Source organism: Paenibacillus sp. GL_099_B (assembly GCF_057835695.1).
Genome location: NZ_CM174430.1, coordinates 2,729,768 through 2,742,027, shown reverse-complemented (window position 1 = coordinate 2,742,027; position 12,260 = coordinate 2,729,768). Strand labels below are relative to the sequence as shown.

At 48.9% G+C, this 12,260-nt stretch carries 10 protein-coding genes; 3 read left to right on the top strand and 7 right to left on the bottom strand.

What is annotated here, in order from left to right; all coding sequences use genetic code 11:
• Position 1: 1 nt before the first annotated feature.
• Genes AC3ITG_RS12890 through sbnA form a run of 4 tightly spaced genes read right to left on the bottom strand, consistent with a single transcriptional unit; the run spans position 2 to position 5,188 of the window.
• Positions 2-1,876, bottom strand: coding sequence for an IucA/IucC family protein (locus tag AC3ITG_RS12890; RefSeq protein WP_489253935.1), 1,875 nt, complete (start codon positions 1,874-1,876; stop codon positions 2-4).
• A gap of 43 nt (positions 1,877-1,919) precedes the next feature.
• Positions 1,920-3,143 (bottom strand): type III PLP-dependent enzyme, encoded by a 1,224-nt coding sequence (locus AC3ITG_RS12885; RefSeq protein WP_489253934.1) that lies wholly within the window; start codon positions 3,141-3,143, stop codon positions 1,920-1,922.
• Entirely contained in the window at positions 3,134-4,153 is a 1,020-nt protein-coding gene (sbnB, locus tag AC3ITG_RS12880; RefSeq protein ID WP_489253933.1) for a 2,3-diaminopropionate biosynthesis protein SbnB, read from the bottom strand. The genes AC3ITG_RS12885 and sbnB overlap by 10 nt, the downstream gene beginning before the upstream one ends.
• Positions 4,154-4,180: 27 nt before the next feature.
• Positions 4,181-5,188 (bottom strand): 2,3-diaminopropionate biosynthesis protein SbnA, encoded by a 1,008-nt coding sequence (gene sbnA / locus AC3ITG_RS12875; RefSeq protein WP_489253932.1) that lies wholly within the window; start codon positions 5,186-5,188, stop codon positions 4,181-4,183.
• 232 nt (positions 5,189-5,420) lie between these two features.
• Between sbnA and AC3ITG_RS12870 the strand changes: the two genes are divergently transcribed.
• A complete protein-coding gene (locus AC3ITG_RS12870; protein WP_489253931.1) occupies positions 5,421-6,722 on the top strand; it encodes an MFS transporter in 1,302 nt (433 codons plus the stop codon).
• 24 nt (positions 6,723-6,746) lie between these two features.
• Positions 6,747-8,591 carry an IucA/IucC family protein gene (locus AC3ITG_RS12865; protein ID WP_489253930.1) on the top strand — a complete coding sequence of 615 codons (1,845 nt, stop codon included), beginning with the start codon at positions 6,747-6,749 and terminating at the stop codon, positions 8,589-8,591.
• Positions 8,592-8,772: 181 nt separating this feature from the next.
• Here AC3ITG_RS12865 and AC3ITG_RS12860 read toward each other — a convergent pair whose 3' ends face one another.
• Positions 8,773-9,363: a GNAT family N-acetyltransferase gene (locus tag AC3ITG_RS12860; RefSeq protein ID WP_489253929.1), complete on the bottom strand. Its 591-nt coding sequence runs from the start codon at positions 9,361-9,363 to the stop codon at positions 8,773-8,775.
• 5 nt (positions 9,364-9,368) lie between these two features.
• A complete protein-coding gene (locus tag AC3ITG_RS12855; protein WP_489253928.1) occupies positions 9,369-9,815 on the bottom strand; it encodes a RidA family protein in 447 nt (148 codons plus the stop codon).
• A 365-nt stretch (positions 9,816-10,180) separates the two neighbouring features.
• On the opposite strand from AC3ITG_RS12855, the gene AC3ITG_RS12850 reads away from it, so the two are divergent.
• The gene (locus tag AC3ITG_RS12850; RefSeq protein WP_489253927.1) at positions 10,181-11,050 is read left to right on the top strand and encodes a glycosyl hydrolase; all 870 of its coding nucleotides are present in this window, start codon (positions 10,181-10,183) and stop codon (positions 11,048-11,050) included.
• A 242-nt stretch (positions 11,051-11,292) separates the two neighbouring features.
• Here AC3ITG_RS12850 and AC3ITG_RS12845 read toward each other — a convergent pair whose 3' ends face one another.
• On the bottom strand, positions 11,293-12,177 hold the full coding sequence (locus AC3ITG_RS12845) for a helix-turn-helix domain-containing protein (RefSeq protein WP_413377853.1): 885 nt from the start codon (positions 12,175-12,177) through the stop codon (positions 11,293-11,295).
• Between the last annotated feature and the right edge of the window lie 83 nt (positions 12,178-12,260).

The following is a 12,260-nucleotide window of genomic DNA, read 5'->3' as shown; positions in this document are numbered from 1 at the left end:
ATTAACTCTGCCGTACTGGCCTGTAGACATGCAGTGGATTACTTACCCGATGCACACAATCCCCCGGCCCTTCATGAATTCGCCGTCTGGTCAGTTGTTCCACTTCGATCTCGGGTGCAAAAACGTCAAACTGTTCAAATCGCGCCTGTAACTCCGGGAACCGCTCCTGGTAATTCAAAATCACTTCGGCAGCCATGCGCCACCATTGCTTTTCGCTCAGGCCAAAGTGCTTCTCCAGGAAAAATGCCACTTCGGTCAGATTGATAAAAAGTAACGCGTCCAACATAAAGTCTTTCACCTCGGAAGGGTCTTCTTTCTCCACAAACGAATTGCGATTCACCCGCTGATGGTTGGCAGGCGGATGTTCAATATCCGGGTATCCAAACGGGTGAGAAATGGATGGGCAGTAACGGATACCGTCATGGAAATCCTTAAGCGCAATCCGGCTGGGCCATCCTTCTTTCAGCACAATGATCATATTTTGCGCATGTGATTCCAGCGCCGCCCCATGTGCGTACAATAGATGTATCAGCGGTACCATCGCAACATTCAGTAATTGGCGGGTCCAGCGATCCAGGCCATATTCATTTATCCACGGTTTAATGACCGGAGTGCCCTGCTGATCGAGATGACACAGAGCATTGAATGGCAAAGCCTCTTCTCCTGCCATTAAGCGCGGATGCAGACTTTCCCGCCAGATAGCCCCGAGTGATCCGTATATTTTTTGCTCCAGCATATTGGGCAGTTTCTGGTGATGGTACGATACCCCCGCAATCTCCTTCAGCACAATCAGACCAAGCTCATCCTGTAAAAACGAATCTTCTGCCACCACGCGACCAAGCCAATCAGAGATACGGGCCGCATTCATGATTGTGTGCTGTGCGAGAATTCGACCGGATGACGTATTCACCATATTCAGCGGCAGTTTGACATACGGTTTATCACGATGACTCACATTCGTCAATGTGCGAATGGATTGTTGAGGACGGTAGGTGTCACCTGCTTGACCCAGATACACAATCTCCCCTGTTCGAAGTTGCTCCGCACACGCCACCGATATGATTCGCTCCCACTGCCAGGGATGCACAGGAACAAATACATATTCGTCCACACTTGCATCCCCATCCGTATTCAACTTCACCTCGGCATCAGCAACCGAGTTCAATTTCAAGTTCGCAGATGATATAACTTCCTGCAAAATCAACTTGAATGTCTGTAGCTCCTGCCCCAGCTCGTTATGGATAAACTCAGCATACATGTCCAGTGAAGACGAAATGGATATCTGGACTGAATCCTGTTTAATCGCAATCCAGACCAGCTTGAATTCGGGTCCGAACTCCGGTCCATAGGCTTCATTGTCAGAGAGCGTGAATCCAACTCTGGATTTGTAACAAGGATGATACGGGTGCCCTTCAATCAGGGCAGATTCCCACTCGTCATATTCCGATACCTGAGGTTCGGGCTGACCAGCACGCCATCGCACGGACAGCGTGTCCTTCAGATGGGTTTGCTGAAGCTCATCCATGAATTGCCCCAGCTGAGCTTCGGATGTGGGAATATGCGCAGCCATTTCTAGTAAAAAACGAGGAATGGAATCTGCTTCCGCTCGATCTTTCGATGTTATCCGCATGATCGGTTTATCTGACAACCGAATTCGGTCAAAGCTCTCTTTTCGTACAGCCCAAAAGGTATATTCCACCTTCTCTCCTGTCTCCGTCTCTCCTCGCAGTGTATACTCTGCCTCCGCATAAGGCCCGATCACCGGTTCACTCAAGATTTGCTCATACAGAAACGACTCCACCAATTGCCTGAAAATACGTCGCCGCACCATTATCCACTCTTCGGACCTGACCAATGTTGCTGTTAGACCATTCATATGACACCTCCCATGATTGCACTGCCTCAAACCATTTCATGTGTTACTGCAAATAAATGTGCTGCGGGTGCGGATGACTCAAAAAGTCATGATGCGAGATCGCCCAGCCATAAGCGCCCGCATATTGGAACAGCAAAATGTCTCCTGCCCGAACCCCGCTTGACGTAATATCACTTGCCAAAATATCTTTCGGAGTACATAGCTGGCCTGCCACTGTAAAAGCGGTTTCCTTCACCTCGGGTCTGTCATACGGATGTGTCCAGTTCTCCACCTCAATCACCTCGAACGGATGACTGTGCTGCCAGGAAGCGGGTAGGCGAAAATGATGTGTACCGCCACGCACGATGACATATGTTTTGCCGTGGTTGACTTTAACGTCCAGCACCTCGGTTGCATAATACCCGCTCGATGCAGTAAGGTAACGCCCACATTCGAACAACAAAGTCGTTTCCGAAGGCAGTTCCTTTTGCAATACCGGTGCAATACCATTCACAAATGTGTTCCAGTCGAACTGTTGCTCCAGATGCACATAGTTCACACCAATTCCACCCCCGGCATTCAAATACCGCAACGTGAATCCATATTGCCTCGCCCAATCCCGCGAGATCGTGCAGTAATACTTAACCAGTTTCACATGTTGCTCCGCATCCAGATTGTTCGAAAGGGAGTGAAAATGAAACCCTTCCACCTGAATATATGGCAAGTGTCGGAGCTGGTTCATGACTTGTGGCAGCATGACCTCGTCGATTCCGAACTGGGTCGGACGACCGCCCATCGCCAGTGTCGCTTGCGGCAGTGGACCTTTCAGGTTAATCCGCAGCAATACGGATACCCGAACGTCGTTTTGACGGGCAATTTCGTTCAGCTTGTTTAGCTCGTGCATACTCTCCACATGAATAAGCTGCACTTTATGCTCTATCGCTCCCCGAAGCTCGGCTTCCGTCTTGCCTGGTCCACCAAACAGAATCGGAATATCCACTGAGACTTGTCTCACCTTCACGATCTCGCCCAAAGATGCCACTTCAAAGCCATGAACTACAGGGGCCAGCGCTCGAAGCACCTCTTCTTCCGAGTTGGCTTTGATGGCATAGAACAGCTGACTAGATTCCGGCATGGATTGTACACGTTGATGCACATGAGCGACGAGTGCTGTTACATCCCGGATGTAGGCACATACCGGTTCGGTCTGCTGTTCTTTCAGTGCCAATAGGTGCTCACGAACTCTTGCAACCTGAGGCGTACGCCCTGTCTTCAGTTCTATAGCCATAAACGTGTGCCCTTTCCTTGTTCAACGGCTCTTGCGTACATCTCTGCCGCACTGGAAATATCCTCAATCGCCATCCCCATCGGGTTCAGCACAATAATCTCATCCTCATGTTCGCGTCCTGGCTTTTCCCCAATCAGGATCTCGCCGAGTTCAGCGTGAAGCTGCTCACGGGAGAACTTACCCTCCAGCACCAGCTGATTAATAATCTTTTTCTCCCGGTTGGACTGATCCCAATCGTCCACGACTACTTTGTCTGCCTGCGTGTATACATCCTTCTGCAAATCCATAATCGAGATGTTGCTGACAAATGTACCTTTGGCAATCCATTCATACGGAATATGCGGCGATGACGCTACCGTAGCTGTTACGAGTACTTCCGCTTGTCGTACCGCTTGTTCTGACGAATCTTCCACCAGCACTTCAACCTGATCAAAACGCGAACCAATTTCATCGGCAAGCTGGCGGGCCGTATCGGCATTCAGGTCATACAGATGGATGGTCCGAATGGAGTCAAATTGTTCAAGCAGCGAGGTGATCTGCATTCTGGCGATCACTCCGCAGCCAATCACGCTCACTGTGCGGAAACCTTCTCTGGCTAAATACCTTGCCCCGATGGCTGTAACTGCCGCCGTACGCATCCCACTGATCACGCTGCCTTCCATCACCGCCACCGGATAGTTGCTTTCTGGATCATTGAGGATAATAAGAGCGCTCGCACGTTCCTTATGACGCTTAGCCGGATTATCATGTTTGCTCCCAATCCACTTGAGACCACTGATCGCTACATCGCCACCCACATACGCAGGCATAGCAATAATGCGATCGGCAATATGGCCGCTCTCCTCGTTAACCCGCAGATAAGGCTTCAACGGCTGCACGATATCCCGCTTGGCATGAAGCTCCAGTGCACGGGTTACTGCTTTGACATATGGCTCTGAATACAGCCCTCCCAGATCTATAATATCCTGTTTACTCATATACAAAAGGCTATGATCCTGAACGGTACTCATATCTGATCTCTCCTCCGAGATAATTTTTTATATACTCTTGATCGTTTGGCTTGGCGGTAATTGATTAACCCATTGCTCGTCATACACACTGTCCAGATAACGTTCTCCACGATCTGCGAAAACAGTAACCACCTTGGCTGAAGGCCGCAAGGTTGGAACCAGTTTTTCCAGTGCAGCAACCAGTGATCCGGACGAACCTCCTGCAAAAATGCCTTCCCGTTCCAGCAACTTCTGGCAGCCCAGCACAGATTCCCGATCGTCCACATGAATAACTTGGTCAATCTCGTTCGGGCTGAATAACTCAGGGACACGGTTGGCGCCGATACCCGGCAATTCACGCTGACGTGATGGTGTACCAAAAATGATCGAGCCAACTGCATCAACGGCTACGATCCGCGCATGCGGATTTGCCTCTTTCACACGGCGGGATATGCCCAGAATGCTTCCAGTCGTACTCACTGCACACACTAGTACGTCTATCTGTCCATCCATTTGCTCCACAATCTCGTGACCTGCACCATGATAGTGAGCTTGCCAGTTCAAAGGGTTGGCATACTGGTTGATCCAGTAACCTGCCGGGTCCTGACTGGCTAACTCCTTGACCCTGCGAATGCGGGATTGCAAATAACTTCCCTGTTCGTCCGGTTCAGTCACCATGTCAACCTGTGCCCCGAGGTAGGTTATCATTCTCAGATTGGTCGATGTGATTTTTGGATCAACCACACAGGTGAATTTCAGGCCATAACGTTTGGCGGTTAATGCGAGACCGATTCCCAAGTTTCCTGAAGTGCTCTCGATGAGATGCGTATCCGGTTTGATCGTTCCGTCTCGCAGACCCTGCTCGATAATGTATCGTGCAGGTCGGTCTTTCATGCTGCCGCCAGGGTTCATCATTTCCAGCTTGGCATACACCGACGCTCCTGAAGATCCGAACAGAGAATTCAAGCGAACCAGTGGTGTTTGACCGATACAATCGATAATGGAATCCGCAACTTTAAGCGAGCGATCCTTGATTTGCAGGGTACTTTGTTCCATGTGTTTACACCAGCTTTCTGGGCATATTGTTGTCCAAAATCACTTTATTGATAATGATTATCATTTTCAAAATTGGACACAGGGCCTATTATGCATATCCTTTTTTTTCCTGTCAACACTAAAATTTTTGGAAAGTTTTTGAAAAAATTAAGATTGACATTGAGAATCATTCTTGATAATCTGATCAGCAATTGGTTTCAAATTTCCAAAATCAAGGTGGTGAAGTGGACACATGATGTCGCAAATGGCATGGAAACAGAGCGTCCGCATTTTGTGGGGTGGACGCTTTCTTTCCAGTGCCGGGCTGACTGGAATTAGCCCTTTTATACCGTACTACATGGAGCATCTGAACGCAGGAACGCCGGAAGAAGTGCTGATGTGGACAGGTCTGTCCGTATCTGCACCTGCTCTATCCTATGCACTTCTGACCCCTTTTTGGGGTAAGATCGGAGATCGTTGGAGTCGAAAATGGATGGTTGTCAGAGCGCTGGTCGGACTGGCCCTTAGCATGTTTCTGATGGGCATTGCCCAGACGCCCTTTCAATTCTTTTTGTTTCGTCTCTGCCAGGGGGCTTTCGGTGGCATATCTGATGCGAGTAGTGCGTTTGTGGGAACCCATGCCCCTGACCAAAAGCAGGGTTCTGAGCTCGGACAGTTGGAGCGGGCATCGGCAGCAGGCCTGCTCGTGGGACCACTGCTTGGAAGCATATGTGTAAACACGTGGGGAAGTCGTCCGCTATTGTTCATTACGGCCTCGTTGACATTGAGCTTTGCTGTGCTTGCCGCAATCGTATTAACGGGAGCGACGACGCATAGGACTCGTACGGCCAAGAACAATACTCAAGTATCTCCTGTGGAACAGCACCAGCCTTGGGTCGCTATGTTGAACAACCATAGCAAAAACAGAAACAAGAGCGGAATTATCCATGCCTTCGTTTCGCTGATTACGCATCCTATTGCCCGAAGACTCGTTATCGCAGGCATCATTTTCAAGCTCGCAGATTTTGCAACATTTACGATGTTTACTCCGTTTATTCGTGAAATCGTCCCTTCCTCAGGTGCAGCTGCGCTTACCGTCGGGGTTCTGCTCGCGATGTCTTCGGTTGGTGAACTGGTTGGCGCATCGTGGTGGGGTAAGCGAAACGATCGTTACTTACCCGAACGCAATCTCCGGCTGGCTGGTTTGTTATGCGGCTTGTGCCTGCTTGCACATACACTTCCACTTGGAGTGGCCTGGCTGCTGGTTGTACGTTTTCTACAAGGATTCTTCTACAGTGCCCTATTGCAGACGGTCATGCTTAACGTGCTGAAATCCTCCACCGATCAGGATCGGGGCGTGCGCATCGGAGCTACCAACAGCATGTTAATGGCTGGTCAGATTGCCGGACCGTCCATCGGGGTCTTAATCGGAGGTGTTTGGGGAATTCCGGCGGTATTTCTCGTCATGGGGACAGTCATGCTCGCCGCTTCGCTTGCTGTACGCCGTCCAGCGGTTCATGAGCCAAAAGCTCCCGTACAACTGCCACTCCAATAATTTGTGAAAGGATGATAATCCATCATGACCAAGGATAACGTCACCATCGATCCATTCCAGCATACTGTTCATCCCTCTTTAGTTTCCCCGAGCGGACTTGCCCGTCAGGAGATGTTAAGCCGTATGTTGAACGCCTATCTCCGAGAGACCGAGCAGCATGATCCTTATGTTCGACTTACCAATAAGTCAGATATTTCGTTGGTTATTGAGCTTCCGCGTACAGATCAGAGGATATATGGAAATCTGCTTCATCGTTCCGCCGCTGGACATCATGTCTATGGCGACAAGTTTCACATTGCAGAATCAGACGAGGCACAGCCTGATGGTTGGAGAGAGGTTTCTTTTGAACAAATAACGACGCTGTTACTCGATGAAATATCATCCGTAGAACCCAATCTTGAAGCCCGAATGTTGAAACGAGCAGAGCTGGAGCAGATGGTTTACAACAGTTTGGAGCATATGACCTCCTATCTGGAGCACGCCCTGAATACAACATCTCCTGTAACATTGGATTTTCGCTATTTGGAGCAGGCACTGCTATGTGGTCATCCATTTCATCCAACTCCGAAAAGTCTGGAGGGCTTCAGTGCTTCGGATTCGTATGCCTATTCGCCAGAATTTGGCGTTAGCTTTCCTCTCAGCTGTTTTGCGGTCGCACCTGAACTCGTGTTGGAGGATTGGCTGGATACCGTGGACTATGGCAGTGAAGCACCCTGGGTTCCTGCGGAAATGGCCGAGGCCGCCTGGAAGCACCTCCCTCTGGAAAGCAAACATTATGTTCTCCTCCCTTGCCATCCTTGGCAGGCTGCCTATTTGCGGACACTTGGACCTGTAAAGTCCTTATTACAAGAAGGCACATTGATAGATCTGGGCTCTACCGGACCTTCCGTCTATCCTACCTCATCGGTGCGCACGGTTTGGAATCCGAAAGAAGGCTGTTTCTGCAAGCTGTCTCTTCATATTCGAATTACAAACTTTATTCGCGAGAACAATGAAGAGCAGTTGCTGCGCACACTGGATGCATCCAGAATTGTACAGCAGATTCAGGATCGCTGGACGTCAGAGAAATTTCAAATTTTGCTGGAAAAAGGCTACCGTAGCTTGAAGGTGCCAGAGATACCTTCGTCTACTCAGGATGCGCTGATCTCGGGATTCTCCATGATCCTGCGTGAAGCACCAGAGTCTTGCCTCTCTGCTTCAGGGGCGCCTTATGTTGTGGCCTCTCTCATGGAGGTGCTTCCCGGAGAAACTGAACCGCTGTTGTTCCGGGCTGTCCGGGAAAGTCTTCAATCCTCTTCGTCGCCGGATCATGTACATGATCCGAGGGTGCAAACAGACTGGTATGAATGGCTTCGTCAATATCTGGAGTTGTCCATGGTTCCACTTGTGCAACTGTATGCCGAGACAGGCATTAGTCTGGAAGCTCATGTACAGAATTCCATGTTGCGTCTTGAAGATGGCATGCCTGTCGCTTTTGTGGTTAGGGATCTGGAGGGCATCAGTGTCAATCGAGCCTTAGCGGAACAGCAAGGTTGGATCGATCAGGTAGTCAACGCCAACAGTCCTGTCCTGTATACAGAGGAAGAATCACGTCATCGATTGAAATATTATTTCTTTGTCAATCACCTCAGTCATGTGGTGCAGCGTCTGGCATACTATACTGGTCAACCGGAGCAGCCATACTGGAGGGTGGTGAGAAATACGTTGGAGGAGCTTCGAAACAAGACAACCGAATCCTCGCACATCAACGACGTCATTCGTGATCTGTTGACCACCGAGACCTTACCGGCCAAAGCCAATCTGCTCAGCCGATTCCACCAGCGTGGTGAGACGCCGTTATACGTCAACATTCCCAACCCGATAAGGTAAGGAGATTGCTCTTATCTGCTCCAGTTCAATCAGCAGTCCATTAAGCATTACATCCCAACCTCCAATATTTGCATACCAAAAAACAGCCCTGGAGAACAACACACCGTGTTCTTCCAGGAGCCGTTTCTTTCTTTCTTTGAAATCATTTTCCGATTCATTCCTTATCTCAGCTCAAACTATTTTATTCAAACTCATCCCCTCTTACTTTGGCAAACACCATCATATCTACTAACGTACCTGTACTGTCACGCCGCATCTTGCGCAGTACACCTTCAAGCGTATAGCCTGCACGCTCAGCCACTTTGGCACTTCGCACATTGCGGGCATCACAGCGGATTTCCAGTCGATTGGCCTCCAGATAGGTTATTGCGAACTGCTCAATACCTCTGACCGCTTCCGTCATGAGACCCTCACCGGCACGCGAAGTTCTAATCCAGTAACCGATCTCGAAACAACGCGCATTCCAGTCGATTCGATGCAGTCCGCTGCTGCCCACGAATTCATCCGTAAATCTGTCACGTAAATGAAGCATCATGTCGGTACGCTCCAGAAATTGCAGTCTGGCTTTGCGAGCATTCGCTTCCGATTCCTCCAGTGAAGGTATGTTCTCGGCAAAAGGCAGCCACAAACGTAATTGCTCCGCACTTTCACGAATTGCCTCATTCACTGCCGCTCCATCTCCCCACTGCGGTGCGCGAATAGTCAAACGCGGTGTATCGAAACTTTCGGGAAAGGACAGCATTAACGGATTAATTGAAGTGGGATTGGTCATGAACTCTACTCCTCCACCTGAAATATCGAGTCAATGATCAGTGGCAAGTTATCTCTCACGGATACAGCACCAAATACGGAACGGGCGTGCGCGCCCTGTTCTCCGAACACATCCAGCATGAGATCCGAGAACCCGTTTAACACTTTATGGTGCTCCTCGTATGAGGCGGTGGCATTGATGAACCCCTGCACTTTAACCACCCGCTTCACCCGATCCAGCGAACCAAGCACTTCCTGAACAACAGCTAACACCTCGACGGCAGCATTTCGGGCAAATTCATATCCCTGCTCCGTCGTAAACTGGTCCCCTAGTTTGCCACGCTCTCGCGTATCCGGCCCTTTACCGGACACATACATGATTCCATTTACGATCACCGCATTGGTATACTTTGCTGCCGGCGTACTTGCTTGGGGCAATACAATGCCCAATTCGTCCAATCTCCTCTGTATCATCGGCTTCTCCTTTATGTACAAAATGTCCTTACAAGCTATCAATCTTTCAATTTATTCCTAATTTAGTTAAATCTCAATATACGCCGGTTGCTCTTGAACCGCAAGATGCAAATTGGGCTGAACGGATATTTTCCTTCTATATAAGTAATTAATTACATTGCGAATGTCGATCTGTATCAATTGCACCAAACTACATTACAAGGGTACTGTTTACGATGTTAGATTTAATTGAAAGATAAAAGAATTAATAAATATATAATTCCTTAAATACTGAAAACGTTATATTGTAATTTCAAATCATTTCTTTTACGATAGAAGCAATGACTCTCAAAATCAATGGAATTGAATATAAGGAGGAATCAATCATGAGTGCACCATTGTTTCGTGATCCCATCTTTGATGGGGCTGCTGATCCGGTCGTTGTGTGGAATCGTTCCGAACAAACCTGGTGGATGATTTATACCAATCGCAGAGCCACAGCCGGAGGGCCAAAGTTCGCCTGGGTGCATGGCACGGATCTGGGCGTAGCTTCTTCGGCTAATGGTGGACAGACGTGGACATATCGCGGTACGTTAACCGGGTTGGAGCATGAATGGGGACATAATACGTTCTGGGCACCCGAAATTTTCTGGCATGAAGGCACGTATCACATGTATGTCAGTTACATTCAAGGGGTGCCTCATGACTGGGCGGGCCATGATCGGCACATTTTGCATTACACCAGTATGGATCTGCTCTCTTGGACATTCCACGGCAAACTGGAGCTTAGCTCGGATCGTGTGATTGATGCATGTATATACCCGCTTCCGAACGGAAAATTCCGGATGTGGTACAAGGATGAAGCTAATTCGTCCCATACGTATGCAGCAGACAGCCCAGATCTCTACCATTGGGAAGTCATCGGTCCGGTCATTACAGGACGTGCACATGAAGGGCCGAACGTATTTCGTTTCAATGATTCGTATTGGATGATTGTTGACGAATGGAGAGGACAGGCCGTTTACAAATCGGATGACCTGGAGCATTGGGAATGGAACAGTCTGATTCTCGATCAGCCGGGGAATCGTGAGGATGATGGTGTAATTGGTTTGCATGCAGATGTAGTCGTACAAGATGATGAAGCCTATATCTTTTATTTTACCACCCGGACCGGAGCGAAGGTATCGATCATGCCAGCGAACCTGCACGTCGTTCCTCCATTCAAGCCGCACGCCTTGATGTCATTGATGGTGTGATGGTCTGTCCACGAGATGAAGAGTTACAGATGAAGTTGCGACCGGAGAACGATACAAGTCAAATTTCGGTTTGAGCGGCGTTGTCCATGATGTATAGCAAATAATCAAAGTGTAATAGCCAATCATTGAATTCTCCTAAAGGACTTGAGCATATCCCTGTTTCAACAGGGCCTGTCAGGTCCTTCTTCTATTCATTAAATCTATCTTTTCATATCTATACTATATCTATATCGCAGTTCACCCTATTTCAGCACTCTCATCGAACTTGCTTCTCTATACTCCTGACGATATGTCCTTGGTGACACCTGAACCGTCCGCTTGAACATCTTCCCGAAATGTGAAAAATTGCTGAATCCCGCTCGCAGAGCGATCTCCGTTATGGAATCCTCGCTTTCACGCAGTAAACGCTGCGCCTCCTTCACGCGAAGCAGGTTGAGATAATCGCTGAACGTGAAACCTGTGGTCTGTTTGAACAGGCGACTGAGATAATGGGGACTAATTCGAAATAATGCAGCCACCTCAGGCAGCGCTAAAGCCTGCTGATAGTTATCGTTGAGATGGCGCACCACCGCCTGTGCCTTGGGATGCAGAACCGGCTCACTGTCGGCCGAGTGCACGGTGCCCAGATGTTTGTTACGGTAAGCAAACAACAGCAGTTCAACGGATCGATGACGCAGAAGCAGACTGCTTCCAGCTCTGGTATGGACCATCTCATCAATCATTTCACTGACCATTCGGTCCGCTGTTTCACATTCCTGTGAAGGAAGCCTCAGAATGGGAATATTCCAGCCGAATGGCTCCTTCAGTCCCTCAGCCAGTTCAGGTAAAATGGCCAGTTCGGTGAACAGCTCTGGCTTGATATACAGAACAATTCGATCATGGTCTGGCCTTCCACTCTCCATCGTTTTATGAACGGTATTCCGGTTAATGAATATGAAATCTCCGGCTTGGACCCGGTAAGTTCGATCCTTGATGAAGTATATGCGCTCACCCGATAGCAGGTAGTACAGCTCGTAATGGTCATGCAGATGGTCATCCGTCATGGAAAAATATCCAATGCGGCGATCATATTCGATATTCAAATATCCGGTGGGATCATTGTAATCCGCTCGAAATGTCTGTATCATGCAGCTGCCCCCTTTAGTTGAATTATAGCAAAATAAGCGGCATTTGAAAGCGATTACGCACAAAAAGCGGCGAAAGAAGTGCT

Bases quoted from the DNA above. Each gene is read 5' to 3' on its own strand.
- AC3ITG_RS12890 (WP_489253935.1), bottom strand. From the start codon at position 1,876: ATGAATGGTCTAACAGCAACATTGGTCAGGTCCGAAGAGTGGATAATG.
- AC3ITG_RS12885 (WP_489253934.1), bottom strand. From the start codon at position 3,143: ATGGCTATAGAACTGAAGACAGGGCGTACGCCTCAGGTTGCAAGAGTT.
- sbnB (WP_489253933.1), bottom strand. From the start codon at position 4,153: ATGAGTACCGTTCAGGATCATAGCCTTTTGTATATGAGTAAACAGGAT.
- sbnA (WP_489253932.1), bottom strand. From the start codon at position 5,188: ATGGAACAAAGTACCCTGCAAATCAAGGATCGCTCGCTTAAAGTTGCG.
- AC3ITG_RS12870 (WP_489253931.1), top strand. From the start codon at position 5,421: ATGATGTCGCAAATGGCATGGAAACAGAGCGTCCGCATTTTGTGGGGT.
- AC3ITG_RS12865 (WP_489253930.1), top strand. From the start codon at position 6,747: ATGACCAAGGATAACGTCACCATCGATCCATTCCAGCATACTGTTCAT.
- AC3ITG_RS12860 (WP_489253929.1), bottom strand. From the start codon at position 9,363: ATGACCAATCCCACTTCAATTAATCCGTTAATGCTGTCCTTTCCCGAA.
- AC3ITG_RS12855 (WP_489253928.1), bottom strand. From the start codon at position 9,815: ATGATACAGAGGAGATTGGACGAATTGGGCATTGTATTGCCCCAAGCA.
- AC3ITG_RS12850 (WP_489253927.1), top strand. From the start codon at position 10,181: ATGAGTGCACCATTGTTTCGTGATCCCATCTTTGATGGGGCTGCTGAT.
- AC3ITG_RS12845 (WP_413377853.1), bottom strand. From the start codon at position 12,177: ATGATACAGACATTTCGAGCGGATTACAATGATCCCACCGGATATTTG.